The sequence below is a fragment of the Enterobacter sp. ODB01 genome (assembly GCF_001623605.1).
GTDB lineage: Bacteria > Pseudomonadota > Gammaproteobacteria > Enterobacterales > Enterobacteriaceae > Enterobacter > Enterobacter kobei.
The window spans coordinates 3,276,844-3,301,618 of sequence record NZ_CP015227.1; the positions used below are offsets into that span (position 1 = coordinate 3,276,844).

A 24,775-nucleotide genomic window follows, 5' to 3' on the forward strand; every position below is an offset into this window, starting at 1 on the left:
GCCAAAGATGAGGAAGGATCATGAGCTATGTTACTGAATTTCCGGCTGCCGAGCCGCAGGAAGCCGTTACCCATTTTCTGCGTCGCCTGAGTGTCGAAACCGACTGTGCCGATGTGCATCATGCCATCGCCAGTCATGAGCAGGACTTTGTGCTGCTGCATGTGGTAGGGAGTGCGGAACAATTTGCCCGACGTCATGTCCCCGGCGCACTGCACATGCCGTGGAGCCAGATTACTGCTGAACGCATGGCCCGGTGGCCGGACGGCACGCTGTTTGTCGTTTACTGCGCGGGGCCGCACTGTAACGGCGCGGACAGGGCTGCGCTGAAGCTGGCGCGACTCGGGTTGCCGGTCAAAATCATGCTGGGCGGGATCACCGGCTGGGAAGATGAACGCTACGCGTTTGCCAGTCAGGGATCCGTTTCCGCCCTGTGAAGATGAATTTTTTTCAACACCCGTGAAATTTTCTCGTTTGCCGGAGCCGGTGAGGTATGACATCTTTTTTGGACATTTAGACATCCAGAAGTCTAAAGATTCAAATAATGAATTATCACTGCCGGCAATTATTACCGTCAGACAGAGGAGATTTCCATGCAACGACAGCACGCCCCATACCGCGCCGATGTAGTAGGCAGTTTTTTACGTCCGGATGCCATTAAACAGGCCCGCCTGAAGTTCGCCAGCGGTGAGATAGATGCCGCACAGCTTCGCGCGGTGGAGGACGATGCCATTCGCCACGTCGTCGAGCAGCAGTGTGCGTGCGGTCTGCATGTGGTGACCGACGGTGAATTTCGCCGTGCCTGGTGGCACTTCGATTTCTTCGATGGCCTGCAGGGGGTTGAGCGTTACGATTCGCAGCAGGGTATTCAGTTCAACGGTGTACAGACCAAAGCCCACGGCGTGCGCGTCACCGGCAAGCTGGGCTTTGGCGATCATCCGATGCTGGACGATTTCCGCTATCTGAAAAGCATCAGCGGTAATGCGCAGCCGAAGATGACCATTCCCAGCCCAAGCGTCCTTCATTTCCGCGGCGGCCGCAAAGATATCGACGCGACGGTTTACCCGGACCTGAACGTCTATTTTGACGATCTGGCGACCACCTGGCGCGACGCTATCCGGGCCTTCTATGATGCAGGCTGCCGTTACCTGCAACTTGACGACACCGTCTGGGCCTACCTCTGTTCGGACGATCAGCGTCGTCAGATCCGCGAGCGCGGCGATGATGCCGATGAGCTTGCGCAGATCTACGCCCGCGTGCTGAACAAGGCGCTGGAAGGTAAACCGGACGATCTGACCATCGGGCTGCATGTCTGCCGCGGCAACTTCCGTTCAACCTGGATTTCGGAAGGGGGATACGAGCCGGTGGCGGAAGTGCTGTTCGGTACGGTGAACGTAGATGCCTTCTTCCTGGAATATGATAACGACCGCAGCGGTGATTTTGCGCCACTGCGCTTTATTCGCCCGGGCAAGCAGCAGGTGGTGCTGGGGCTGATAACCACCAAAAACGGAGAGCTGGAGAACCCGGAAGGGGTTAAAGCCCGTCTGGAAGAGGCGGCAAAATACGTGGCCAAAGAGCAGATCTGCCTCAGCCCGCAGTGCGGCTTTGCCTCGACCGAAGAGGGCAACAGCCTGAGTGAAACTCAGCAGTGGGACAAAGTCCGTCTGGTGACACAGATCGCCAGTGAAGTCTGGTAAAAACACCGCCCTAGCGCTGCATTATAAAAGTGCAGCGCTGTGCCATTCTGAGTCGTTCTCTTTACATCCCGCGTTCAATCTCCCGCCATAGCGCAATGTTCATTCTGGCATCCTTTTTGCTCCTGCTTCGCTGACACATTTTTTTCCGCGTCCATGCCGTAACGGACGTTTTTGCACAGCGTTCTTTTTCAGGAGTGAAAATATGCAGCGTCGTACCTTATTAAAAGCCTTTGCGTTATCCGCGTCCGTCGCGGCGATGGGAATAAGTTTTGGTGTGCAGGCGGCCGATACCATCAAAGTGGGGATCATGCATTCTTTGTCCGGCACGATGGCCATCTCCGAAACCCCGCTGAAAGATGTCGCGCTGATGACCATTGACGAGATCAACGCCAAAGGGGGCGTACTGGGGAAAAAACTGGAGCCGGTGGTGGTGGATCCCGCTTCAAACTGGCCGCTGTTTGCCGAGAAAGCGCGTCAGCTGCTGAGCCAGGATAAAGTCGCGGTGGTGTTTGGCTGCTGGACCTCCGTTTCGCGTAAATCGGTGCTGCCTGTCTTTGAGGAACTGAACGGCCTGCTGTTCTATCCGGTGCAGTATGAGGGTGAAGAAATGTCACCCAACGTCTTTTATACCGGTGCCGCACCGAACCAACAGGCCATCCCGGCGGTGGAATACCTGATGAGCGAAGACGGCGGCGCGGCGAAACGCTTCTTCCTCTTGGGCACCGACTACGTCTACCCGCGCACCACCAACAAGATCCTGCGTGCGTTCCTGCATTCGAAAGGCGTTGAGGATAAGGACATCGAAGAGGTTTACACCCCATTTGGTCATAGCGACTACCAGACGATTGTCGCCAACATCAAGAAATTCTCCGCAGGCGGCAAAACTGCCGTGGTCTCGACCATCAATGGCGATTCCAACGTGCCGTTCTATAAAGAGCTGGCAAACCAGGGGCTGAAAGCAACCGACGTGCCGGTAGTGGCGTTCTCCGTCGGTGAAGAAGAGCTGCGCGGTATCGACACCAAACCGCTGGTGGGTAACCTGGCTGCGTGGAACTATTTTGAGTCCGTGGACAACCCCACTAACCAGGCCTTCGTGGCGGATTACAAAGCCTATGCGAAAGTGCACAAACTGCCGAATGCCGACACTGTCGTCACCAACGACCCAATGGAAGCCACTTACGTAGGGATCCATATGTGGGCGCAGGCGGTGGAAAAAGCGGGGACGACCGACGTAGATAAAGTGCGTGCCGCAATGGCCGGCCAATCGTTTAAAGCGCCTTCCGGCTTTACGCTCACCATGGATGCCACCAACCATCATCTTCATAAGCCAGTCATGATCGGTGAAATTGAAGGCAACGGCCAGTTCAACGTGGTGTGGCAGACGGAACAGCCGGTCCGCGCACAACCGTGGAGTCCGTTCATCGCCGGGAATGACAAAAAGCCCGACCAGCCGATGAAAACCGCCAGCAACTAAGCCATCACCTCAGGGAGACAAGCCATGAACGTCATGCGCACGATCGTCGCTCTTATATGGCTTACCGGACTGCTGCCAGGGATGGCGCAGGCATCGGATGCCGATCGTTTCGTTGCTGCCAGCCGCACCCAGCAGGCGGAATTACTGACGCAGTGGGCCGCCGCGCCGGATGCCGCCAGGCTGCCGCTGCTTCAGGCGTTGCAAAAGGAAAACCTGTATACCGACAGCCAAAAGCACGCTTTTGCGCAGCGTAATGGCGGAATGGTTCCCCTCGGTGAAGCAAAGGCGACTGAAGGGCAGACCAAAGCGGTACGGCTGACGAACCGACTGCGCGTACTTGCTGCCACGGCTATCGCTACGCATCAGCTGGTAAGTGACAGTGTCACGGAAAGGCGGGCGGCGGCCCGTCAACTGCAGCGAGATGCGCAACCTGCGATGCTCCCTTTTCTGGAAAATCGGGTAAACCGTGAAACGGATGCGGTAGCGCGTCAGACGCTGCTGCTGGCGGTGGCGAATCTCCAGCTGGCAAGCCCGCAGGCGGAGGTGCGTCGCCACGCTGCTGAACTGTTAGGCCAGTCCGACGATCCGGACGTAGTGTCCCGACTCACCCCGTATACCCAGGCGCAGACCGAGCCGGACGCCGGCGTTCGCGCCGCTGCCGAAGAGAGCCTTAACCAGATAACGCACCGCCTGATGTGGGGCGATCTGCTGGGTCAGGCGTTTATGGGGCTTTCCCTCGGTTCGGTGCTGCTGCTGGCTGCGCTGGGGCTGGCTATCACCTACGGCCTGCTGGGCGTCATCAATATGGCGCACGGTGAAATGCTGATGCTGGGCGCGTATGCCACCTGGATGGTGCAGCAGGCCATGACCAGCCTCGCGCCACAGTGGCTGGCGCTCTATCCGGTTATCGCCTTACCGGTCGCGTTCTGCCTGACGGCGGCAATCGGAATGGTGCTGGAGCGCACAGTGATCCGTCATCTGTACGGTCGTCCGCTGGAAACGCTGCTGGCAACGTGGGGCATCAGCCTGATGCTTATCCAGCTGGTGCGCATGACGTTCGGCGCCCAGAACCTGGAGGTGGCGAACCCGGCATGGCTTTCCGGCGGGGTACAGGTTTTCGCCAACCTGACGCTGCCGTGGAACCGTATTGTGGTGCTGGGTTTTGTGCTGCTGGTACTGTTCTTTACCTGGCTGATTCTGAATAAAACCCGTCTGGGGCTAAACGTGCGCGCGGTGACGCAAAACCGCAGCATGGCTGCCTGCTGTGGGGTGCCGACAGGGCGTGTCGATATGCTCGCATTCGGGCTGGGCTCCGGCATTGCCGGGTTAGGCGGCGTGGCATTATCCCAGCTGGGTAACGTCGGACCGGAGCTGGGCCAGGGATACATCATCGACTCGTTCCTGGTGGTGGTGCTCGGTGGCGTGGGCCAGCTGGCAGGGAGCGTGGCCGCGGCCTTTGGTCTGGGCATTTTCAATAAAATCCTTGAACCACAGATGGGCGCGGTGCTGGGCAAGATCGTGATTCTGGTGGCGATCGTGCTGTTTATTCAGAAGCGTCCTCAGGGGTTATTTGCGCTGAAAGGGAGGGTTATTGACTGATGAGCCAGCCGCTTACCTTAACGCTGGCGCGCAAAGCGCCACGCACAACGCAGATCGCAGGCAGCCTGCTGGTGGCGTGTCTGCTGATATTACCGTTTTTCGCCTTACTGCCTGCAACGCATCCGCTGGCGTTATCGACCTGGATGCTGACGCTGACGGGTAAGATCCTCTGCTATGCCATCGTTGCGGTGGCGCTCGATCTGGTGTGGGGCTATGCCGGTATGCTGTCTCTTGGGCACGGTATCTTTTTCGCACTCGGCGGTTATGCGATGGGCATGTATCTGATGCGCCAGGCGGCGGGTGACGGTCTGCCCGCGTTTATGTCATTTCTCTCCTGGAGTGAGCTGCCGTGGTTCTGGTGGGGCACCCAACACTTCGCCTGGGCGCTGGTGCTGATTGTCATGGTGCCGGGGCTGCTGGCGCTGGTGTTTGGCTGGTTTGCCTTCCGCTCGAAGATCAAAGGGGTCTATTTCTCGATTATGACCCAGGCGCTGACCTATGCAGGGATGTTGCTGTTCTTTCGCAACGAGACCGGTTTTGGCGGCAATAACGGCTTCACCGGCTTTACCACGCTGCTCGGATTTTCGGTGACGGAAACCTCCACGCGTATTGCACTGTTTCTGGCGACCGTACTGTTGCTGCTCCTGGCGTTGGGGACGGGATTTGCGCTGGCAAAAAGCAAATTTGGCCGAATCCTGACCGCCGTTCGTGACGCAGAAAACCGTCTGACGTTCTGTGGTTACGACCCGCGCGGGTTCAAACTGCTGGTCTGGACGCTGTCCGCGGTGCTGTGTGGCCTGGCGGGGGCGCTCTATGTCCCGCAGGTGGGCATTATCAACCCCGGTGAAATGTCACCGACGAACTCGATAGAAGCCGCCATTTGGGTGGCGCTGGGCGGGCGCGGCACGCTGGTGGGGCCGGTGATTGGCGCGGCGCTGGTGAACGGGGCGAAGAGCTTTTTCACCGTCGCCATGCCGGAGTACTGGCAGCTGTTCCTGGGGCTGATTTTTATCGCCGTCACGCTGTTCTTACCACGCGGTGTCTACGGTCTGTTTCGTAAGGGAGAGAAATAATGCAGCCAACGGAAGGATTATTTACCCGCCAGTTGCCCGGCGACCGCTACCGTGACCAGACGGATCCGGTGCTTCAGCTTGAGGCCATTAACGTCAATTTCGACGGTTTCCAGGCGCTGACCGATCTCTCGCTGAATATCGGCGTGGGCGAGTTGCGCTGCGTGATTGGCCCCAACGGAGCCGGTAAAACCACGTTGATGGATGTGATCACCGGCAAAACGAGACCAAAAAGCGGGAGGGCTATTTACGATCAATCGATCGACCTGACCGCGCTGGAGCCTGCGGCCATAGCCCGTCAGGGGATTGGGCGAAAGTTCCAGAAACCCACGGTCTTTGAGGCGCTGACGGTGTGGGAAAACCTTGAGATCGCCATGAAAACCGATAAATCCGTCTGGGCGAGCCTGCGGGCAAAACTCAATGGTGAACAACGCGATCGCATTGATGAGATGCTGGTTTTACTGCGTCTTGGCAACGAACGCGATCGCCGCGCCGGGCTGCTGTCGCACGGGCAAAAGCAGTTTCTGGAGATAGGTATGCTGCTGGTCCAGGATCCGCATCTGTTGCTGCTGGACGAACCCGCCGCCGGGATGACCGACGCAGAGACGGAATACACCGCCGAGTTGTTCAAAACCCTGGCGGGTAAGCACTCCCTGATGGTGGTGGAGCATGACATGGGCTTTGTCGAAACCATTGCCGACCACGTGACGGTATTACATCAGGGGCGCGTGCTGGCCGAAGGCTCGCTTCGCGAGGTGCAGGCCAACGAGCAGGTGATTGAGGTCTATCTGGGGCGCTAAGGAGACAAGATGTTACAGGTTAACGAATTGAATCAGTATTACGGTGGCAGCCATATCCTGCGCGGCGTCAGTTTTGAGGCCGCCACCGGAGAAGTCACCTGCCTGCTGGGGCGCAACGGCGTCGGGAAAACGACGTTGCTGAAGTGTCTGATGGGGCTGATCCCGGCGAAAACCGGGGAGGTCATCTGGCAGGGTAAGACGATCACCCACAGCAAACCGCACCAGCGGGTACAGTCTGGCGTGGCGTATGTCCCGCAGGGACGCGAGATTTTTCCGCGCCTGACCGTGGAAGAAAATCTTCTGCTGGGGCTGTCGCGCTTTTCCGCCCGCGAGGCGAAGCAGGTACCGGAGGAGATCTGGCAGCTTTTCCCGGTGCTCAAAGAGATGAAGCACCGCCGCGGAGGCGATCTCTCCGGCGGACAACAGCAGCAACTGGCGATTGGCCGTGCGCTGGCAAGCCGCCCGCAGCTGCTGATTCTGGATGAACCGACGGAAGGCATTCAGCCTTCGGTGATAAAAGAGATTGGCCAGGTGATCCGCACGCTGGCGAACAGAGGCGATATGGCGATCCTGCTGGTCGAGCAGTTTTACGACTTTGCCGCCGAGCTGGCCGACAGCTATCTCCTGATGTCACGCGGCACCATTATCCAGCGTGGACGGGGGGAAAACATGGCGCAGGAGGGCGTTCGCGGGTTGGTTGCGATTTGAAATGTTATAATATAACATTCTCATTCTTATAAAACGGAATGAGGGGGTTATTTTGGCTGCACATGCTGGTAAATGGATCATGACTCTGGGGGCGCTGCTGGTCAGCGGCCAGCTGTTAGCGCACTCGCACGGTCATCAGATGACCGAAGCGGAGCAGAAAGCGGCGAACGGCGTGTTTGAGGATAAAGACGTTAAGGACAGAGCGCTGTCTGACTGGGACGGTACCTGGCAGTCCGTTTATCCTTTCCTGCTGGATGGATCGCTGGATCCGGTCTTCAAACAGAAAGCGCAGAAGGATAAAAGCAAAACCTTCGACGAGGTGAAAGCCTACTATCGTAAAGGCTATGCGACGGACGTGGATGCCATTGGCATTGAAAATAACGTGATGGAGTTCCACAAGGGCAAAGCGGTTAGCCGTTGTCATTATAATTACAGCGGCTACAAAATTCTGACCTATGCGTCAGGCAAAAAAGGCGTTCGCTATCTGTTTGAGTGTCAGGATGCCAGCAGCACGGCGCCGAAGTTTGTGCAGTTCAGCGACCATACCATCGGGCCGAAAGCGTCCTCGCACTTCCATATTTTTATGGGCAACACTTCCCACGAGGCGTTGCTGAAAGATATGGATAACTGGCCGACCTATTATCCGAATGAGATGTACAAAGAGCAGGTGGTAGAAGAAATGTTGCACCACTGATGCTTTATTGCCGGGTGGCGGCTACGCCTTACCCGGCCTACAAGTTGCTACGCTACCTTGGGTGACTCGCACCACGCCTTCACGCTCATCCCACGCAAAATCATCAGCCACGCAATCACGATGGCGACCATCATAATCACAAACAGCGACCAGTGCGGCAGGTTGGTCAGGATAATCCCGGTGATCATCGGGTTTGCGGCCGCGCCCAGCCAGCCCAGCGCCTGTGCGGAGAAATAGCTTGCCTTCATCCCCGGCGGGGCGATGTTGTCGATCAGCATGTATTCACCCGGCGCATAAATAATCTCACCCAGCGTAAAGATCGCGGCAGCGATACCCCAGTAAATCAGATTCTCCCCGGAGAGCATAAAGCCCCCCAGCCCCAGGATAAAAAACAGCGTCGCGGCGGTCATCAGGGGGCGAATATTGCTGGCGGAAATCTTGCGCCCAAGCGCGTATTGCAGCGTCACCACCACGGCGGCGTTAACGGGCAGCACCACGGCGACGACCTTCTGCGCGAAATCGCTGTCGGCGTGGGCGGCCAGAACATACTGCGAAATGCAGCTGGCGAACGATCCGCCCACGTACGACGCGAGCAGGCCGGAGAGGGTGAACCAGAACAGGGCGCGGTCTTTCAGCAACACCGACGGCTGCCAGGGCATTTTTTCCTCGGCGGTATCCAGCGCGACGCTTTTTTGCACAAAGAAATGGATAAACGCGAGCGGCAGCGCGGCGCAAAAAGCGGCCAGCCAGAAGGGCAGCTGTAAGCTGTACATCACCAGCAGGGTGCCGATGGGCGGGCCGACCGTCCAGCCAATGTTCAGGAAGCTATAGTTGAGCGAGAAAACACGCGCTTTTTGGCTTGAGGTGAGCACGTCGGAGAACCAGGCTTTCAGCACCGTCGAAAATACGGAGTAGGCGCAGTTGATCAGGGAAAAGAACAGCACCACCAGCGTGACGTTATCCACTAGCGGGATCGCGACAAATCCGGCAATAAACGCCACGATCGCAATCAGCATGTAGCGTTTTTTATCAAACTTATCCGCCAGAATGCCAAATCCCAGGCTGAACACCACGCCGATGGTCAGCGCAATCGTCAGGGCATAACCAATATTCTCGACGCTCATGTTGTAGACGCGCGTGAGATAAATGGTCATGAACGGCAGCGTCGCTCCCCGACCGATGGTTAACAACAATGACGATGCCAGCAGCGCTGCGGTTGAGCGCCTGAGAGATGGTTTCATATTTCTGCCCGACAGTTGCTTATGCTTTTATTAGAGGTGTGTTAACAGGATTACCATGACATAAGGGGCTTGTATAGCACCTGGTTTATCCGTAAGTGCTTCAGCTGCCTGCCAGAATTAATGATCTTCTCGCAGCGTCCTTTTTTCTGGTACCTTGAAGTGTTAACAAATTATTAATAATTCAGGGGCAGGGTATGACGCGTAAAGACGGACTGCTGGCGTTGCTGGTGGTCGTAGTATGGGGGCTCAATTTTGTCGTCATTAAGCTGGGATTGCACAATATGCCCCCGCTTATGCTGGCCGGTTTGCGTTTCATGTTAGTGGCGTTCCCGGCGATCTTTTTTGTTGCGCGTCCAAAAATCCCGTTCAAATTACTGCTGGGCTATGGCCTGACCATCAGCTTTGGCCAGTTCGCGTTTCTCTTCTGCGCCATCAAGTTTGGTATGCCTGCCGGTCTTGCCTCACTGGTTTTGCAGGCGCAGGCGTTCTTTACCATCATTCTCGGTGCGTTCGTATTTGGCGAACGTTTGCAGGGCAAACAGCTGGCGGGGATTACGCTGGCGGTGTTTGGCGTACTGGTGCTGATTGAAGCCAGCCTGAATGGTCAGGATGTGGCGCTGCTGGGCTTTATGCTTACGCTGGCGGCGGGGCTGAGCTGGGCGTGCGGGAATATCTTCAACAAACTGATTATGCAGCACGCGGCGCGGCCGCAGGTGATGTCGCTGGTGGTCTGGAGCGCGTTAATTCCGGTCATCCCGTTTCTGGCGGCGTCGTTTATTCTGGATGGTCCGGATGTGATGCTGAGAAGCCTGGTCGATATCGATTTGACCACGATCCTTTCTCTGATTTATCTGGCCTTTGTCGCCACGATTGTGGGCTATGGGATCTGGGGTTCGCTGCTGGGGCGTTATGAAACCTGGCGCGTGGCGCCCCTGTCTCTGCTGGTGCCGGTGGTTGGGCTCGCCAGTGCGGCGCTATTGCTGGATGAAACGCTGAGCGCGCTGCAGTTGCTGGGGGCAGTGCTGATTATGGCGGGGCTGTATATCAACGTGTTTGGCTTGCGGGTACGGCGGGCGGCGCGCGTCAGAGGCTAGAGCATAAAAAAGCCCCGCAGTGGCGGGGCAAAAACGAATCAGAAGCCGTGCTGATTATAATAAGGCACGCCTAATTCGTCGGATTTGTCGCTACCAGTCCCCATGTGGTTGAAATCATAGGGTGACTGGTCATGTGCTGACGGCAAAATCATCGTGCCACGATTATTTTGCTGCGTTGCACCTGGGGTTTGCTCCGCGAAGGTCTGGCTGGAAAACAGCACCAGCAAGGCGAGGGCGGCGGAGGCGATAACTTTCATGATTTCCTCGGTTACGTCTTTTACAGGCGATGATTAACTACAATGTTTTAACGGATACAGGTATCGGGATTCTCCGGGTACGCTGGTGATTCGGTACTTATGAGGCGGCACGTCAAAATAGTTCTTAAACGTACGCGTCAGGGTTTGCTGTGATTCAAATCCGTAACGCTCTGCCAGATAAAGGATCGGCTCATTGCTTTCTTTCAGTTTCTGGGCAATTTCCGTCAGCTTGCGACTGCGAATATATTGACCTAGTGAATGGCCGGTCTCTTTTTTGAACATCCGTTGCAGGTGCCATTTGGAGTAACCTGAACGCTCTGACACTTTTTCAAGGGAGAGCGGCGATTCCAGGTTATCTTCGATCCAGTCCAAAATGCTATGAATGGTGATAGCGTCAGTATTGCGTCTGGACATCGTCATACCTCTTTTCTGTTTACGGCAGTATTTTCTTCAGCAAAAGCTCAAGGGTTGCCACTTCATCTGCCGTTAAGTTTTTTGTTAGTTCCTGATGCAGTGTTTGTCCTACTAATTGATGACATTGCTCGCACATGGCCGCGCCATCGCAGGTGAGCTTGACCAGCACGCCGCGTTTGTCATTCGGGTTAGGGCTTCGTTCTACCCATCCTTTGCAGACGAGACGATCCAGCATGCGGGTTAACGCACCCAGATCGACAGAGAGCACCTTTTTCAGCTCAACCGGCGTGATACACACTTCGCAGCGAATGGAACACAGCACTTTGAACTGTGTTGCGGTGATATCCAGCGGTGACAGATAGTCATTGAGCAGGCGATCTTTTTTCTGGTTAACCATATGAATAAGACGACCCAGCGGAACAACGTCGTTAAAGATATCACTGGTGCTTTTCACAATGGTTGCCCTGGCAAGTAGTTTAGTCACGGCAGATATTATTGCTCAGGCAAGTATAAGTCAACTGAATGAATCAGCCGATGCCACGAATTGCTAAAACGTTTCATGAACTTTTTTTGAACGCTTTCAAATCATATAGATAACTCAGGGTTATCCTTACTTACGGAAAATAATCGTTACGTTGCGCAGATGGCTTAACGTCACACTTTCCCCCTATACTTGCGGGGATGAATATGGATAAGGACGACGATGCATTATGTTGGATTTAATTAAAGCAGTGAGTTTTGGGCTGGTGGTGCTGCTGCCGTTGGCAAACCCGTTAACGACGGTTGCGCTTTTCCTCGGGCTGGCAGGGAATATGAACAGCGCCGAGCGTAACCATCAGTCAATGATGGCTTCCGTCTATGTGTTTGCCATCATGATGGTGGCTTACTATGCGGGACAGGTGGTGATGAACACCTTCGGGATTTCCATCCCTGGCCTGCGCATCGCCGGGGGACTCATTGTCGCCTTTATCGGTTTCCGCATGCTGTTCCCGGCGCAGAAAGCGCATGAGTCGCCGGAAGCCAAAAGCAAATCCGAAGAGCTGGAAAGCGAACCGAGTGCAAATATTGCCTTTGTGCCGCTGGCTATGCCGAGCACGGCGGGGCCGGGTACCATCGCGATGATCATCAGTTCCGCCTCTACGGTACGTGATAGCGCCACCTTCCCGGACTGGGTCCTGACGGTTGCGCCACCGCTGATATTTGCGATTATCGGGATCATTGTGTGGGGGTCACTGCGCAGTTCCGGTGCGATTATGCGCTGGGTAGGTAAGGGCGGTATCGAAGCTATTTCCCGTCTGATGGGCTTCTTACTGGTCTGTATGGGCGTGCAGTTTATTATTAACGGCGTGCTGGAGATTATTAAAACTTACCACTGAGGTGATTGCCGGGTGGCGGCTTCGCCTTACCCGCCTGGGTTATTACAGGCTTGTAGGCCGGGTAAGCGCAGCGCCACCCGGCACAAACAAACGTCACCCGTGCTGACTCTGTTCCTCCAGCGCCACCGGCCATTTGCGGAAGATGAGCACTGACCAGATAAGCGCGACCAGGGCCGGAATAGCGCCCAGATACCCAATCGCCGACATCGAGACATGAAGGCTAATCTGATTTCCCACCAGCGCGCCCGCGCCGATGCCCAGATTAAATATCCCCGAGAACAGTGACATGGCAACGTCCGTCGCGTCCGGTGCCAGCGCCAGCACTTTTACCTGCATGCCAAGGCCGATGATCATGATCGCCACGCCCCAGAACAGGCTCAGGATCGCCAGATGGTTTTCGCTGCCCGCGGCGGGCATCAGCAACAGCAGGCAGGCGAGCAGCAGGCCAATGGCGCCGCTCACAAGCAAGGAAGCATGCTGATTACCCAGCTTGCCAAACAGCACGCTGCCGATAATGCCCGCACCGCCGAGGATGAGCAGTAACAGGGTGGCAAAATTGGCGCTAAAGCCTGCCACCACCTGAACAAACGGTTCAATGTAGCTGTATGCCGTGTAATGGGCGGTCACCACGATTACGGTAAGCAGATAGATACTCAGCAGCGCAGGGCGACGCATCAACAGCGGCAGGCTTTTCAGCGAGCCAGAGTGTTCGCTCGGCAGCGCGGGCAGCAGCTTAATCAGACACACCAGCGTAACCAGTGCCCCCATGCCGATGGCGAAGAAGGTCGTGCGCCAGCCGAAGTATTGCCCCACGATGCGGCCAATCGGCAGACCCAGCACCATCGCCAGCGCGGTGCCGGTGGCAATCAGGCTCAGCGCCTGGGCGCGTTTACCCGCCGGGGCCAGGCGTATAGCCAGCGACGCGGTGATCGACCAGAACACCGCATGGGCGAATGCAATGCCAATCCTGCTCATGACCAGCACCGTAAAATTCCACGCCATAAACGACAGAACATGGCTGGCGATGAACAACACGAAGAGACCGATCAGCAGTTTGCGCCGCTCCATCTGGCTGGTCAGCAGCATAAACGGCAATGACATCAGCGCCACCACCCAGGCGTAGATGGTCAACATAATGCCCACCTGAGCCGTTTCCATCTGGAAACTGTCGGCAATGTCAGACAACAGCCCAACCGGAACAAACTCTGTGGTGTTGAAAATAAACGCGGCAATGGCCAGCGTGACCACGCGTAGCCACGCAACCCTGCGGGAAACTGTGTTCGTTGTCATAGGGATGTCGGAGATTCGTTGCTGGAAAGAAGAGGAGACGATCTTAAAACGTCAAACGGCGAAAACTCAACCATTATGTGACGCAGATCTCAATATTTACCTTGTGAAAGCGGTAGCCGGGGAGGGTGTTTTCATTGAATATAAAAGAACAACACAACAAAAACAGGCGGTAAGACAATGCAGGAGATTGATTTTTATCTGGTGGATGCGTTCAGCGATACATCGTTTGGTGGCAATCCGGCGGCGGTTTGTCCGCTGAAAGAATGGTTACCCGATGAAATGCTACTGAAAATGGCGCAACAGCATAATCAATCGGAAACGGCCTTTTTCGTCTGCAGCAAAGGGGGCATTGAGCTACGCTGGTTTACAACGCTCACCGAAGTCAATCTCTGCGGGCATGCCACTTTGGCCGCCGCGTACGTCCTGTTTCATGAACTGGATTACCCCGACTCGCGGATCCACTTCGACACCGCATCTGGCCGCCTGACGGTCAGCCGGGAGGGAGAGTGGATGACGCTGGATTTCCCGGCGTGTCCGACACATAAAGAGACGCCACCGCCAGAGATGATCGCGGCGCTGGGTATCCGCCACTACGTTGACGCCCGTAAAGGACGCGCGTGGGTGATCGTCCTGGAAAACCGCCAGCAGGTTGAAGCCCTTATGCCGAACCTGTCTGCGATGACACCGGGTGAGCACAAAGTTAGCGTGACGGCACCGGGCGAGGGGGAATATGACTTTGTCAGCCGCTTCTTCTCGCCGGGCGTTTCCGTCCCGGAAGATCCGGTCACCGGGTCCGCGCACACGATGCTGATCCCCTACTGGAGTGAAACACTGGGCAAAACGACCCTGTTTGCCCGTCAGGTGTCGGCGCGGGGCGGTGACGTGCGTTGTGAACTGAGAGGGGAACGGGTGCTGATGAGCGGTCAGGCGTCGTGCTACCTGAAAGGCACGGTGTATCTGCGCTAAAAACTGATAACAAGAGAGGGAGAGACAATGCAGGAAATTGATTTTTATCTGGTGGATGCCTTCAGCGACAGGGCGTTTGGCGGTAATGCGGCGGCGGTTTGCCCGCTGGAGGAGTGGCTGCCCGATGAGACGCTGCTTAAAATGGCGCAGCAGCATAATCAGTCTGAGACCGCCTTTTTTGTGCGAACCGACGACGGGTTTGAACTGCGCTGGTTTACCACGCTGCACGAAATTAACCTGTGCGGACACGCGACCCTCGCGGCGTCACACGTGATTTTTGAATATCTGGATTATCCGCATACCGAAATTCACTTTACCACGCGCTTCGTGGGCGAGCTGACGGTCAAGCGCAGCGGCGACTGGCTGACGCTGAATTTCCCTGCGTGGCCGACGGAGGCCGTCGATAATCCCCCGGCAGCGTTGTTCACCGCGCTGGGCATCACAAAGGCGAAAGAGGTACGCGCCGGACGAGACTATATCGTGGTGCTGGAGAGCCAGCAGCAGGTTGAGGCGCTCACGCCGGATATCGCGGCAATGGTTCCGCTGGGGAAAATGGTCTGCGTAACGGCGCCTGGAGAAGACTATGACTTCGTCAGCCGCTTTTTCTGCCCGGGCGAAGGGGTGCCGGAAGATCCGGTTACCGGATCCACGCACAGCATGTTGATCCCCTACTGGAGCGAAAAGCTGGGAAAAACGTCACTGAACGCACGTCAGGTGTCGTATCGTGGCGGCGATCTGCGCTGTGAACTGAAGGGCGATCGCGTGTTGATCGCCGGTCAGGCCACGTTGTATCTGAAAGGCCGTATCTTTTTGCGCTAGCCGGGCAGCGCGATAAGTTAATACTATGAAGCACCATGGCAGAGCTGCGCTATTTTAAAATAAAAACAGCAAGGAGCCTGCCATGTATTCCATTACCTCTGAATCCGCTCGTCATCCGGACATCCTCACACTGATTGCAGCCCTTGACCGCTATCAGAGCGAACTCTATCCCGCAGAGAGCAATCATCTGCTCGATCTTTCAGCGCTGCCCGACGCATCGCTTATCCTGATGATCATTCGCGACCAGCAGCTTCAGGCCGTTGGCTGTGGAGCCATCGTGCTTAACGGGGATGGAACCGGTGAGATGAAACGGGTCTATATTGACCCGACCCACCGGGGACAGCATCTGGGAGAGAGGCTGCTGGCTGCTCTTGAAGATGAGGCCCTGAGCCGTCATTGCCACACGGTACGGCTGGAGACAGGGATAAAACAACACGCCGCGGTTCGTCTGTATGAACAGTGCGGGTACGAACTGCGCCCGGCATTTGCCCCCTATGTTGACGACCCGCTTAGCCTGTTTATGGAGAAGGCGCTGGTTGAAGACGTTCGTTTAGCAGCGCTATAAACGCTTCCAGCTGGCGGGTCATCGCCCCCCGTCGCCACACCAGCCAGGTGGTGAGCCAGCGCCAGTTTTCAGCCAGCGGCCAGGCCTCAATCTGATGATGTCCTGGCATACTTTCCAGCATGGAGCGCGGCATCAGCGCGATGCCCGCGCCCGCAATGACGCAGGCGAGCATGCCGTGATAGGACTCCATCTCGTGAATGCGGCCAGGCGTCGCGCCGTCTGCATGAAACCAGCTCTCCAGATGTCGGCGATATGAGCAGTTGGCGCGAAAGGCATAAACGTCGCTGCCGCTCACCTGCGTGGCGCGTGTGACCTCCGTATGCCCGGCAGGCGTGACCAGCATCATCTCTTCCCTGTAGACCGGCATCCCCTCCAGTTCCGGGTGTGACAGCGGCCCGTCAACAAAGGCGGCGCTCAGCGTTCCCTCCAGTACACCCTCTATCATCGTTCCGGAAGGGCCGGTAGAGAGGGCAAACTGGATGCGCGGATAACGCTGGTTAAACTGCGCCAGCGATTCAGGGATGCGCACGGCGGCGGTGCTTTCCAGCGCGCCAAGAGCAAATAACCCCTGTGGTTCATCCCCCGCGACGACCATACGCGCTTCATCCACCAGCGCCAGAATCTGTCTGCTGTAGCGCAGGAAGTTATGCCCGGCGGGAGATAACCGCAAACGCTGGTTCTCACGAATAAACAGCTCAACGCCGAGATCGGCTTCCAGCTGGCGGATTCGTGTTGTCAGGTTCGAGGGAACGCGATGCACCTTCTGCGCCGCCTGGGTGATGCTCCCCGTCAGCGCGACGGCGTTAAACATTTCAAGCTGGGTTAAATCCATAGCATTCTCATTTCGTGAATAAGGTGGTTAGTATTATTCATTTCTAAGAAATAGCAGAGTGAGCCACAATTAATCAACCGAAATGCGTGGAGAACATCATGACTTATTCATCTGCTACACATGCCCTGTCTGTTAACCCGGCTACGGGTGAAACGATCGCCGCGTACCCGTGGGCGACACAGGAAGAGGTTGAACAGGCTATCGCCCGGGCTGATGCCGGTTTTCGTCAGTGGCGGAGCGAAAGCGTCGCCCGGCGGGCGCAGAAGCTGCGCGATCTCGGTGCTGCGCTGCGTCATCGTGCGGAAGAGATGGCCTGGATGATGTCCCGGGAGATGGGCAAACCGGTTCTGCAGGCGCGGGCGGAAGTGGCAAAATCTGCGGGTCTGTGTGACTGGTATGCGGAACACGGCCCGGCCATGCTGAATGCAGAGCCAACCCAGGTGGAAAACCACAACGCGGTTATTGAATACCGCCCGCTGGGGCCGATTCTGGCGGTGATGCCGTGGAACTTCCCGCTCTGGCAGGTACTGCGCGGGGCGGTGCCGATCCTGCTGGCAGGTAACAGCTATCTGCTTAAGCACGCGCCAAACGTGCTTGGCTCGGCGGATCTTATCGCACAGATTTTTGCGGATGCCGGTTTCCCGGAAGGCGTTTTTGGCTGGGTTAATGCCACCAATGACGGCGTAAGCCAGGCGATTAACGACCGTCGCATTGCGGCGGTGACCGTTACCGGCAGCGTGCGTGCCGGGGCCGCAATTGGTGCCCAGGCAGGTGCTGCGCTGAAAAAATGCGTGCTTGAGCTGGGCGGCTCTGACCCGTTCATCGTGCTCAACGACGCTGACCTGGATCTCGCCGTGAAAGCGGCGGTGGCGGGTCGCTATCAGAATACCGGGCAGGTGTGCGCGGCCGCCAAACGCTTTATTGTTGAAGAGGGTATTGCGGATATCTTTACCCAACGCTTCGTCGCGGGCGTAGCCGCCCTGAAGATGGGCACACCCGATGAAGAAGAGAACTACATTGGCCCGATGGCGCGTTTTGACCTGCGCGATGAACTGCATCAGCAGGTTCAGGCCACCCTGGCTGAGGGGGCCACGCTGCTGCTGGGCGGAGAGAAAATCAGCGGCGAGGGGAATTATTACGCGCCTACCGTGCTGGCGAACGTCACGCCGTCGATGACGGCCTTCCGCCAGGAGCTGTTTGGTCCGGTAGCGGCTATTACCGTCGCGAAAGATGCTGAGCACGCCCTGACGCTGGCAAACGACAGCGACTTTGGCCTCTCTGCTACGGTCTTCACCGCTGACGCCGCGCTTGCGGATAAATTCTCTCGCGAGCTGGAGTGCGGTGGGGTGTTTATCAATGGTTACAGCGCCAGCGATGCGCGCGTGGCCTTTGGCGGTGTGAAGAAGAGTGGTTTTGGCCGCGAGCTTTCACATTTCGGCCTGCATGAATTCTGTAACGTGCAGACGGTGTGGAAGAACAGAGTGTAATTCGTTTGTAATGGCCCTCAATTTGAGGGCCACTGTCATTTCTCTGCAATGGTTCTGTCATTTTCGTTTCGTAGACTCGCACGCGTCTAACGTCTTGTTACTGAAGAAAATCATGAACCTAACGCAAATTTTTCGTCGTATTGCGCAGCGCTGTATCCCACGTCAATTTGGCCTGCTGACGGGTATCTTTTGTATTATTGGCCTTTTCTCCGCACTGCAACTCTCCTCATCTTTTCTGCTTAACGCCTCCCTGAAGGACGCTCAGCGCAACGAGCAGCAAAATCTGCTGGCGTATCAGCAACAGAGCAAGCTTGATCTGGCGCGTGTCTCCCTGCTGGCGGCAAGCGATCTGCTTAACCGCTCCGGCGTCTGGTTTATGCAGGATAAAGAGACCGGTTCAGAAGGAAGCTGGCACAGTCTGATGGATGAGGCGCAAGCGTCGCTGGCGGTTTCTCATCAGGCGTGGCAAGCCTGGCGGGCACTCAATCCGCCGGAAGATGAGGCCCTGGTGAACAGCTATCAGCTTTTCTACGGTGCCATTAAAGAGCAATCGGAAGCGCTTGTCAGAACCCACACCATTGATGCCTTTTTTACTGTCCCGGCCCAGGCGTTTCAGAGCGACTTCAACGATAACTACGCCCGTTATCAGCAGGCCAGCGAGAAGCAGGCCATGCAGGGGCGTCAGGGACTTATGACGCAGCTTTCAAGGCTGCAGACGTTGTTCCTGTTTGCGCCGGTTTTACTGCTCGCCATCGCCGTTGCCGTCTGGTTCGGCATGTCCAGGTGGGTGATCACGCCGTTACGTCGACTGATTGCGCATATTAACCAACTGGCAGCCGGAGATCTTTCCGGTACGCCGCCTGCCGTCAGGCGTTTTAATCGTGAGACGGGGCAGCTTAGCGACAGTATCGCCACCATGCAGCACGGTCTGCAGCAGCTGGTGACCCAGGTCAGCCATGCCACGACCGCAATGGTTGAAAATATCGGCTCCCTGGCGCAGGGGAATCAGAAGCTGTATCAGCAATCGGCGCGTCAGGCAAAAGAGCTGGAAGAGGTCACGACCCATATCGCGACGCTGGAAACGCATGTGGAAGGGAATACCGGCTACGCCAGACTCGCCAGCTCGCGCGCGGACGAAGCGCGTCAGGCCGCGGTAGGCGGTGACCAGATGATGTCGACCGTGAATGCGTCCATGCAGGCGATCGTCGAGCGATCTTCTGAAATGCGCGGGATCGTGGCGATGATCGACAGCGTGGCGTTTCAGACCAATATTCTGGCGTTAAACGCCGCCATTGAAGCCGCCCATGCCGGTAACCATGGACGCGGGTTTGCCGTTGTCGCCCGGGAAGTCGGCCTGCTTGCCAGAAAGAGTAGCCACTCAACGCAGACCATCCAGGAACTTATCAATCGCTCTTTGCAGGGCATTGAAGATGGATCCCGGGCGGTGAATTTAATGGAAGACAATTTGCAGCAGGTCACCGGTCTGGTCGGCAACTTAAGCAGTTTGCTGAATGAAATCTCAACCGCTACGCTCAGCCAGGGAGAGAGTATTCACCAGATGACGCGTCAGCTTCAGGCGCTGAATCAGGTTTCACGCCAGACGGATCTGCTGGTTTCTGATGCCTCAGAGGCCTCTGAGCGACTGCAAAAGCAATCCGATCTTTTATTGCAGGCCGTTTCGCGTTTTCGTCTTAGCGCCTGACGCAATACATAAGCCTCTGTTATACTCGCAGCCCGTTTTAGCCTGAGGGCAAGGAGCAAAGAGTGGCTGCGGTCATCCATAATGAGATGCTGGACGAGATTCTGGCGCAGGTTCGTCCGTTATTGGGAAAGGCTAAGGTTGCCGACTATATTCCGGCTCTTGCCTCGGTCAGCGGGAATAAGCTGGGGATTGCGATCTGTACCATCGACGGACAGCGATACCAGGCAGGGGATGCCACTGAACGTTTTTCGATTCAGTCAATTTCGAAAGTGCTGAGCCTGGTTGCGGCGATGCGCCAGTACGAGGAAGACGAGATCTGGCAGCGTGTCGGTAAAGATCCGTCCGGCCAGCCTTTCAACTCACTGCTTCAGCTTGAAATCGAGCAGGGTAAACCGCGTAATCCTTTTATCAATGCCGGGGCGCTGGTGGTCTGCGATATGCTGCAAAGCCGTCTCAGCGCACCGCGTCAGCGAATGCTGGAGATTGTTCGTCAGCTCTCGGGCGTTGACGATCTTGCCTATGATTCGGTAGTGGCCCGCTCGGAGTTTGAGCACTCCGCCCGTAACGCGGCCATCGCCTGGCTGATGAAATCCTTCGGCAACTTTCATAACGACGTGGCAACCGTACTGCAAAACTACTTCCACTACTGCGCGTTGAAAATGAGCTGCGTTGAGCTGGCCCAGACGTTCCTGTTTCTGGCGCACCAGGGGCACGCGCCGCATCTCGATCAGGACGTCGTTTCCCCACTGCAGGCGCGGCAGGTCAACGCCCTGATGGCGACCAGCGGCATGTATCAAAACGCGGGCGAGTTTGCCTGGCGGGTTGGGCTTCCGGCCAAATCCGGCGTTGGCGGCGGGGTCGTGGCGATTGTGCCGCATGAAATGGCGATTGCCGTCTGGAGCCCGGAGCTGGATGAAACGGGAAATTCACTTGCCGGTGTGGCGGTGCTGGAGAAACTGACCCAACGTCTGGGACGTTCCGTATACTGATGTCCGATCTGGATCCGCTTTTTTCCCGCCTGGCGCGATCGACGTTTCGCTCGCGCTTTCGTTTAGGCAATAAAGAACGGCAGTACTGCTGGGACAAAGGACCCGACACCATTGACCAGCATGCTGCGGATTTCGTTAAAAAACGCCTTGCACCGGCGCAACCTGCCAACGACGGTAAACAGACGCCCATGCGCGGTCACCCGGTATTTATCGCCCAGCATGCCACGGCGACCTGCTGTCGGGGCTGTCTGGCAAAATGGCATAATATTCCCCAGGGCGTGCAACTGACTGCGCAGCAACAACATTATATCGTCAGCGTGATCCACTACTGGCTGGTGATACAGATGAACAGCCAAATTTGACGAGTTATGATCCTGTTGTAATTGTGTTATAGATGCAGGTTAAGTTAGTCCCGATCATGCTGACGACCGCAATATTTGCCATAAGCATTCATATGGAATGATATTTAATGCGTTCTGCTCTCACCGCCTTCAGGTTGTTCCAACCCGACACGCCGCTGCGTAATGCCTCGGCGATATTTATTCTCACCACTCTCTTTTATTTTGTGGGCGCGGAATTGCGGCTGGTCGAGGCCTTATCCCTGTTCTGGCCGCTGAATGGCGTTATGGCAGGGATCTTTGCCCGTTATGTGTTTCTGCATCGCCTGCATTACTACGCGGTATGTTATGTCGCGATGCTGATGTACGACGCGGTGACGACTAACTGGGGAATGGCCTCGGTGGTCATAAACCTGTCTAACATGATCTTTATCGTCGTTGTCGCCGTGCTGGTTCAGCGTGACAGACGGTTGATGAAGAAAACCCCCGATCCGCTCAACGCATTACGGCTGTTTAACTACTGCCTGATTGCTGCGCTGCTGTGTGCCTTGCTCGGTGCGTTCGGGTCCGTGGGGATAGACAGTCATACCTTCTGGCCGCTGTTTGCCGACTGGTTTAGCGAACAATTCTCCACTGGCGTACTCGTTGTGCCGTGCATACTTACCCTCGGTTTGCCGGTGCGGGAACTCAGGGTAAATCTGGAGAAACTGTTACCGATCATTGCGCTGGTTGTTTCGGTGGCTGCCTCGGTGGTGATTGGCGGAGCGGGAAGCCTCGCATTTCCGCTGCCTGCGCTTATCTGGTGTGCGGTACGCTACTCGCTGCCTGCGACCTGCCTGCTGACGTTTATTACAGGGGCGATTGAAATCATTCTGGTCGCCAACTCCATCATAAATATCGCCGTGGCGACACCGCTCTCGACCCCGATGATGTTTTCTGCGCGGCTGGGTATTGCCACGATGGCGATCTGCCCGGTGATGGTCTCCGTCAGCATGGCGGCGATTAATTCCCTGATCCGTCAGGTATCCCTGCGGGCGGATTATGACTTTCTGACCCACGTCTACTCGCGTTCCGGGCTTTACGAGGCGCTAAAACGCGAAGAAACGCACCGTCATCCACGTTTTCTGACCGTCATGCTGCTCGATATTGATTACTTCAAAAGCATCAATGACAACTACGGTCATGAGTGCGGCGACCGCGTGCTGGCATCCTTTGCCCGCCAGGTTCAGCAGGTCGTTGGTGAAGACGGGATGGTGGCCCGCATGGGGGGAGAGGAGTTTGCTGTGGTCGTTAATTCGGGCGATGAACAACACGGCTATGCACTGGCTGAACGTATCAGGAGTACCGTGGCCAGCCATCCTTTCACCTGGCGTCAGCAGACGCTTTACCTGACGGTCAGTATTGGCCTCGGAAGCGGAAAGGCGGAGTCATGGCAGTTGACGGAGGTCTTCAACAAGCTGATGGCCGAGGCGGACGATCATCTTTATCGTTCAAAAAAGGCGGGTCGAAATCGTACCAGCGCCCGGCTGGCGGATGAGCAACTTGCCGCCAGTGCCGGGAATGAAACTGAGCTGCGTTAATCGTTATAAGGCATTGACGTGAATTAGATAGCGGCTTAACAGGATATTCGCACACTGACAATGTCTCTGTTTAAGCTACGCTTTGAGTAACGCTTTACGTCAGGAGACATTATGAAAGCACCTGCAACACCTGAAAATGAATCAGACCGACTTCACTCGCTGCGCGAATCGGGTCTGCTTGAGATCGACAGTTCCCCGGCGTTTGACCGCTTAACGCGCCTGGCGAAACGCTTTTTCCAGGTGCCACTGGCGATGGTCAACCTTATTGATGAGCACTCGCTGATCGTGAAATCGGCGGATGGTCAGGCACCCGGTTCCGTTCCGCGTAACATCTCTTTCTGTGGCCATACGATCCTCACTGAAGCTCCGCTGGTGGTAGGGGATATGCGTCAGGATGACCGGTTCGCGGATAACCCGCTGGTGGCCGGTGAACCCGGCGTGCGTTTTTACGCGGGCTTCCCGCTGCGCTTACGAGACGGCGCAAGCGTTGGCTCGCTCTGCCTGATTGATTACGCTCCTCGCGAGTTTTCAGCGGCCGATCTCGCCGTACTGGGTGACCTGGGCGCGCTGGCTGAGGATGAGTTTGCCGCCATCAGCGCGGCGACCACGGATGAGTTGACCGGGTTATTCAACCGACGCGGCTTTAATCAGCTTGTGCGGTTCACACTTTCCATTGCCCGACGCCGTGCTGAGCCGTTGACGCTGGGCTGGCTGGATCTGGATCGGTTCAAGGAGATTAACGATCGTTACGGGCATGAGGAGGGGGATAAGGCGCTTAAAGTCATGGCGCAACTGATGCGTACCTCTTTCCGTGAAGCGGATCTGCTGGTTCGTTTCGGTGGCGATGAGTTTGCGGTGCTGTTTGCCGACACGGATGAGCAGGGGGCGTGGATTGCCATGCAGTATCTCGCCGAGCAGGTCGAAAACTACAATGCGCGCAAGTTACACCCATGGTCGCTGAAGTTCTCCTGGGGGCTGAGTGAATTTGATCACAACAGTAACGACCTGCAAAAGTGGCTCAACGATGCCGATGCAAAAATGTATGCCATGAAGCAGCAGCGGCAGCGCGGCCGGTGATATAACAAAAGCGTATGACTGACCCGATTGCGTTAAGAAAATGTTAAATGCAAAGTGTGGGTATTCAACGTAAGGACAAACAATGAATACCTCGCTGCATATCCAAAACTTCACCCGTGACGACATTCTCACTCATCTTGATGCGCTGGCCGGGATCCTCGAAAACTGCGTGACCGGCGGCGCATCCGTCAGCTTCATGTTGCCGTTTAGCCTCGAGAAGGCCCGTTCATTCTGGCTCGGTATTGCTGAAAGCGTAGGGCGCCATGAGCGCGTTGTGCTTGCCAGCGTTGATCCCCAGCTGGGCGTTATCGGAACGGTGCAACTGATTACCGACCAGCCTGAGAATCAACCTCATCGTGCCGATGTGGCAAAACTTCTGGTACATGAAAAAGCGCGTCGCAAAGGGGCCGCGATGGCGCTGATGGAAGCGCTTGAGGCTGAAGCCCGCGCCAGAAATATTTCGGTTCTGGTACTCGATACCTCCACCGGCAGCGGCGCTGAGACGTTTTATCAGCGTGCCGGCTGGCAAAAGGTCGGTGAGATCCCGCGCTACGCCCTGATGCCGGACGGTGCCATGACGGCGACGTCCGTGTTCTACAAATTCTTATAATTTTCGTCACAACCACGCCGTGAATTGATCGAAACAGGGTTCCTGGTCGGAAAGTTTTGATAAGTTATCGTACCAATCTTATCAGGCTGTATGACTAAT

At 56.3% G+C, this 24,775-nt stretch carries 26 protein-coding genes; 20 read left to right on the top strand and 6 right to left on the bottom strand.

The annotated features are described in order from the left end of the window. Window positions 1–20 precede the first annotated feature (20 nt). From A4308_RS15575 to zinT, 8 genes are all read left to right on the top strand, one after another. Window positions 21–434 (top strand): rhodanese-like domain-containing protein, encoded by a 414-nt coding sequence (locus tag A4308_RS15575; RefSeq protein WP_014883814.1) that lies wholly within the window; start codon window positions 21–23, stop codon window positions 432–434. A 156-nt stretch (window positions 435–590) separates the two neighbouring features. Further along, window positions 591–1,694, top strand: a complete 1,104-nt coding sequence (locus tag A4308_RS15580) for a cobalamin-independent methionine synthase II family protein (RefSeq protein WP_023330403.1) — start codon at window positions 591–593, stop codon at window positions 1,692–1,694. Between the two features lie 202 nt (window positions 1,695–1,896). Continuing rightward, a complete protein-coding gene (gene urtA, locus A4308_RS15585; RefSeq protein ID WP_063308655.1) occupies window positions 1,897–3,168 on the top strand; it encodes an urea ABC transporter substrate-binding protein in 1,272 nt (423 codons plus the stop codon). A 24-nt stretch (window positions 3,169–3,192) separates the two neighbouring features. Then, window positions 3,193–4,767: an urea ABC transporter permease subunit UrtB gene (gene urtB / locus A4308_RS15590; RefSeq protein ID WP_045134037.1), complete on the top strand. Its 1,575-nt coding sequence runs from the start codon at window positions 3,193–3,195 to the stop codon at window positions 4,765–4,767. Continuing rightward, window positions 4,767–5,840 (top strand): urea ABC transporter permease subunit UrtC, encoded by a 1,074-nt coding sequence (gene urtC / locus A4308_RS15595; RefSeq protein WP_023330406.1) that lies wholly within the window; start codon window positions 4,767–4,769, stop codon window positions 5,838–5,840. Before urtB ends, urtC begins: the two co-directional genes overlap by 1 nt. Next, window positions 5,840–6,637: an urea ABC transporter ATP-binding protein UrtD gene (urtD, locus tag A4308_RS15600; protein ID WP_023330407.1), complete on the top strand. Its 798-nt coding sequence runs from the start codon at window positions 5,840–5,842 to the stop codon at window positions 6,635–6,637. Before urtC ends, urtD begins: the two co-directional genes overlap by 1 nt. Before the next feature lie 9 nt (window positions 6,638–6,646). Next, window positions 6,647–7,345 carry an urea ABC transporter ATP-binding subunit UrtE gene (urtE, locus tag A4308_RS15605; protein WP_014883820.1) on the top strand — a complete coding sequence of 233 codons (699 nt, stop codon included), beginning with the start codon at window positions 6,647–6,649 and terminating at the stop codon, window positions 7,343–7,345. A 52-nt stretch (window positions 7,346–7,397) separates the two neighbouring features. After that, window positions 7,398–8,039 carry a metal-binding protein ZinT gene (zinT, locus tag A4308_RS15610; RefSeq protein ID WP_045282100.1) on the top strand — a complete coding sequence of 214 codons (642 nt, stop codon included), beginning with the start codon at window positions 7,398–7,400 and terminating at the stop codon, window positions 8,037–8,039. Window positions 8,040–8,086: 47 nt separating this feature from the next. Here zinT and ydeE read toward each other — a convergent pair whose 3' ends face one another. Then, window positions 8,087–9,280: an efflux MFS transporter YdeE gene (gene ydeE / locus A4308_RS15615; protein WP_014883822.1), complete on the bottom strand. Its 1,194-nt coding sequence runs from the start codon at window positions 9,278–9,280 to the stop codon at window positions 8,087–8,089. 194 nt (window positions 9,281–9,474) lie between these two features. Between ydeE and eamA the strand changes: the two genes are divergently transcribed. Beyond that, window positions 9,475–10,374 (top strand): O-acetylserine/cysteine exporter, encoded by a 900-nt coding sequence (gene eamA / locus A4308_RS15620; protein WP_014883823.1) that lies wholly within the window; start codon window positions 9,475–9,477, stop codon window positions 10,372–10,374. Window positions 10,375–10,412: 38 nt separating this feature from the next. On the opposite strand, the gene marB is transcribed toward eamA, so the two are convergent. From marB to marR, 3 genes are read right to left on the bottom strand one after another with little or no spacing between them, the layout of a single operon-like run. Next, window positions 10,413–10,631, bottom strand: coding sequence for a multiple antibiotic resistance protein MarB (gene marB / locus A4308_RS15625; protein ID WP_014883824.1), 219 nt, complete (start codon window positions 10,629–10,631; stop codon window positions 10,413–10,415). 33 nt (window positions 10,632–10,664) lie between these two features. Then, window positions 10,665–11,045 (bottom strand): MDR efflux pump AcrAB transcriptional activator MarA, encoded by a 381-nt coding sequence (gene marA, locus A4308_RS15630; RefSeq protein ID WP_008502237.1) that lies wholly within the window; start codon window positions 11,043–11,045, stop codon window positions 10,665–10,667. A gap of 19 nt (window positions 11,046–11,064) precedes the next feature. After that, window positions 11,065–11,499, bottom strand: a complete 435-nt coding sequence (marR, locus tag A4308_RS15635; protein WP_014883825.1) for a multiple antibiotic resistance transcriptional regulator MarR — start codon at window positions 11,497–11,499, stop codon at window positions 11,065–11,067. A gap of 256 nt (window positions 11,500–11,755) precedes the next feature. Here marR and A4308_RS15640 point away from each other — a divergent pair, with 256 nt between their 5' ends. Beyond that, a complete protein-coding gene (locus A4308_RS15640; RefSeq protein ID WP_045282101.1) occupies window positions 11,756–12,421 on the top strand; it encodes a MarC family NAAT transporter in 666 nt (221 codons plus the stop codon). A gap of 93 nt (window positions 12,422–12,514) precedes the next feature. On the opposite strand, the gene A4308_RS15645 is transcribed toward A4308_RS15640, so the two are convergent. After that, entirely contained in the window at window positions 12,515–13,711 is a 1,197-nt protein-coding gene (locus A4308_RS15645) for a sugar transporter (RefSeq protein WP_014883827.1), read from the bottom strand. Window positions 13,712–13,888: 177 nt separating this feature from the next. On the opposite strand from A4308_RS15645, the gene A4308_RS15650 reads away from it, so the two are divergent. From A4308_RS15650 to A4308_RS15660, 3 genes are all read left to right on the top strand, one after another. Next, the gene (locus tag A4308_RS15650) at window positions 13,889–14,677 is read left to right on the top strand and encodes a PhzF family phenazine biosynthesis protein (protein WP_045282102.1); all 789 of its coding nucleotides are present in this window, start codon (window positions 13,889–13,891) and stop codon (window positions 14,675–14,677) included. 27 nt (window positions 14,678–14,704) lie between these two features. Next, window positions 14,705–15,496: a PhzF family phenazine biosynthesis protein gene (locus A4308_RS15655; RefSeq protein WP_023337289.1), complete on the top strand. Its 792-nt coding sequence runs from the start codon at window positions 14,705–14,707 to the stop codon at window positions 15,494–15,496. Between the two features lie 82 nt (window positions 15,497–15,578). Then, a complete protein-coding gene (locus A4308_RS15660; protein ID WP_023330415.1) occupies window positions 15,579–16,061 on the top strand; it encodes a GNAT family N-acetyltransferase in 483 nt (160 codons plus the stop codon). On the opposite strand, the gene ptrR is transcribed toward A4308_RS15660, so the two are convergent. Further along, complete coding sequence (ptrR, locus tag A4308_RS15665) at window positions 16,015–16,893, bottom strand: putrescine utilization regulator PtrR (protein ID WP_014883831.1); 879 nt, start codon at window positions 16,891–16,893, stop codon at window positions 16,015–16,017. The two genes, A4308_RS15660 and ptrR, sit on opposite strands and share 47 nt — an antisense overlap. Before the next feature lie 98 nt (window positions 16,894–16,991). On the opposite strand from ptrR, the gene sad reads away from it, so the two are divergent. The 7 genes from sad (at window position 16,992) to A4308_RS15700 (ending at window position 24,676) form a co-directional block, all read left to right on the top strand. Beyond that, entirely contained in the window at window positions 16,992–18,380 is a 1,389-nt protein-coding gene (sad, locus tag A4308_RS15670) for a succinate-semialdehyde dehydrogenase (protein ID WP_045282103.1), read from the top strand. Window positions 18,381–18,492: 112 nt separating this feature from the next. After that, window positions 18,493–20,082: a methyl-accepting chemotaxis protein gene (locus tag A4308_RS15675; RefSeq protein WP_049010569.1), complete on the top strand. Its 1,590-nt coding sequence runs from the start codon at window positions 18,493–18,495 to the stop codon at window positions 20,080–20,082. An 86-nt stretch (window positions 20,083–20,168) separates the two neighbouring features. Further along, window positions 20,169–21,071 (top strand): glutaminase B, encoded by a 903-nt coding sequence (gene glsB, locus A4308_RS15680; RefSeq protein WP_245002850.1) that lies wholly within the window; start codon window positions 20,169–20,171, stop codon window positions 21,069–21,071. Next, complete coding sequence (locus A4308_RS15685) at window positions 21,071–21,433, top strand: DUF4186 domain-containing protein (RefSeq protein WP_045282104.1); 363 nt, start codon at window positions 21,071–21,073, stop codon at window positions 21,431–21,433. Before glsB ends, A4308_RS15685 begins: the two co-directional genes overlap by 1 nt. 107 nt (window positions 21,434–21,540) lie before the next feature. Then, the gene (locus tag A4308_RS15690; RefSeq protein ID WP_045282105.1) at window positions 21,541–22,989 is read left to right on the top strand and encodes a GGDEF domain-containing protein; all 1,449 of its coding nucleotides are present in this window, start codon (window positions 21,541–21,543) and stop codon (window positions 22,987–22,989) included. 111 nt (window positions 22,990–23,100) lie between these two features. After that, entirely contained in the window at window positions 23,101–24,066 is a 966-nt protein-coding gene (locus A4308_RS15695) for a sensor domain-containing diguanylate cyclase (RefSeq protein WP_045282106.1), read from the top strand. An 82-nt stretch (window positions 24,067–24,148) separates the two neighbouring features. After that, window positions 24,149–24,676, top strand: coding sequence for a GNAT family N-acetyltransferase (locus A4308_RS15700; RefSeq protein ID WP_023338319.1), 528 nt, complete (start codon window positions 24,149–24,151; stop codon window positions 24,674–24,676). The last annotated feature ends 99 nt before the right edge of the window (window positions 24,677–24,775 follow it).

Excerpts from the sequence above, each read along its gene's own strand:
- A4308_RS15575 (WP_014883814.1), top strand. The coding sequence starts at position 21 with ATGAGCTATGTTACTGAATTTCCGGCTGCCGAGCCGCAGGAAGCCGTT.
- A4308_RS15580 (WP_023330403.1), top strand. The coding sequence starts at position 591 with ATGCAACGACAGCACGCCCCATACCGCGCCGATGTAGTAGGCAGTTTT.
- urtA (WP_063308655.1), top strand. The coding sequence starts at position 1,897 with ATGCAGCGTCGTACCTTATTAAAAGCCTTTGCGTTATCCGCGTCCGTC.
- urtB (WP_045134037.1), top strand. The coding sequence starts at position 3,193 with ATGAACGTCATGCGCACGATCGTCGCTCTTATATGGCTTACCGGACTG.
- urtC (WP_023330406.1), top strand. The coding sequence starts at position 4,767 with ATGAGCCAGCCGCTTACCTTAACGCTGGCGCGCAAAGCGCCACGCACA.
- urtD (WP_023330407.1), top strand. The coding sequence starts at position 5,840 with ATGCAGCCAACGGAAGGATTATTTACCCGCCAGTTGCCCGGCGACCGC.
- urtE (WP_014883820.1), top strand. The coding sequence starts at position 6,647 with ATGTTACAGGTTAACGAATTGAATCAGTATTACGGTGGCAGCCATATC.
- ydeE (WP_014883822.1), bottom strand. The coding sequence starts at position 9,280 with ATGAAACCATCTCTCAGGCGCTCAACCGCAGCGCTGCTGGCATCGTCA.
- eamA (WP_014883823.1), top strand. The coding sequence starts at position 9,475 with ATGACGCGTAAAGACGGACTGCTGGCGTTGCTGGTGGTCGTAGTATGG.
- marB (WP_014883824.1), bottom strand. The coding sequence starts at position 10,631 with ATGAAAGTTATCGCCTCCGCCGCCCTCGCCTTGCTGGTGCTGTTTTCC.
- marA (WP_008502237.1), bottom strand. The coding sequence starts at position 11,045 with ATGTCCAGACGCAATACTGACGCTATCACCATTCATAGCATTTTGGAC.
- A4308_RS15640 (WP_045282101.1), top strand. The coding sequence starts at position 11,756 with ATGTTGGATTTAATTAAAGCAGTGAGTTTTGGGCTGGTGGTGCTGCTG.
- A4308_RS15645 (WP_014883827.1), bottom strand. The coding sequence starts at position 13,711 with ATGACAACGAACACAGTTTCCCGCAGGGTTGCGTGGCTACGCGTGGTC.
- A4308_RS15650 (WP_045282102.1), top strand. The coding sequence starts at position 13,889 with ATGCAGGAGATTGATTTTTATCTGGTGGATGCGTTCAGCGATACATCG.
- A4308_RS15655 (WP_023337289.1), top strand. The coding sequence starts at position 14,705 with ATGCAGGAAATTGATTTTTATCTGGTGGATGCCTTCAGCGACAGGGCG.
- A4308_RS15660 (WP_023330415.1), top strand. The coding sequence starts at position 15,579 with ATGTATTCCATTACCTCTGAATCCGCTCGTCATCCGGACATCCTCACA.
- ptrR (WP_014883831.1), bottom strand. The coding sequence starts at position 16,893 with ATGGATTTAACCCAGCTTGAAATGTTTAACGCCGTCGCGCTGACGGGG.
- sad (WP_045282103.1), top strand. The coding sequence starts at position 16,992 with ATGACTTATTCATCTGCTACACATGCCCTGTCTGTTAACCCGGCTACG.
- A4308_RS15675 (WP_049010569.1), top strand. The coding sequence starts at position 18,493 with ATGAACCTAACGCAAATTTTTCGTCGTATTGCGCAGCGCTGTATCCCA.
- glsB (WP_245002850.1), top strand. The coding sequence starts at position 20,169 with ATGCTGGACGAGATTCTGGCGCAGGTTCGTCCGTTATTGGGAAAGGCT.
- A4308_RS15685 (WP_045282104.1), top strand. The coding sequence starts at position 21,071 with ATGTCCGATCTGGATCCGCTTTTTTCCCGCCTGGCGCGATCGACGTTT.
- A4308_RS15690 (WP_045282105.1), top strand. The coding sequence starts at position 21,541 with ATGCGTTCTGCTCTCACCGCCTTCAGGTTGTTCCAACCCGACACGCCG.
- A4308_RS15695 (WP_045282106.1), top strand. The coding sequence starts at position 23,101 with ATGAAAGCACCTGCAACACCTGAAAATGAATCAGACCGACTTCACTCG.
- A4308_RS15700 (WP_023338319.1), top strand. The coding sequence starts at position 24,149 with ATGAATACCTCGCTGCATATCCAAAACTTCACCCGTGACGACATTCTC.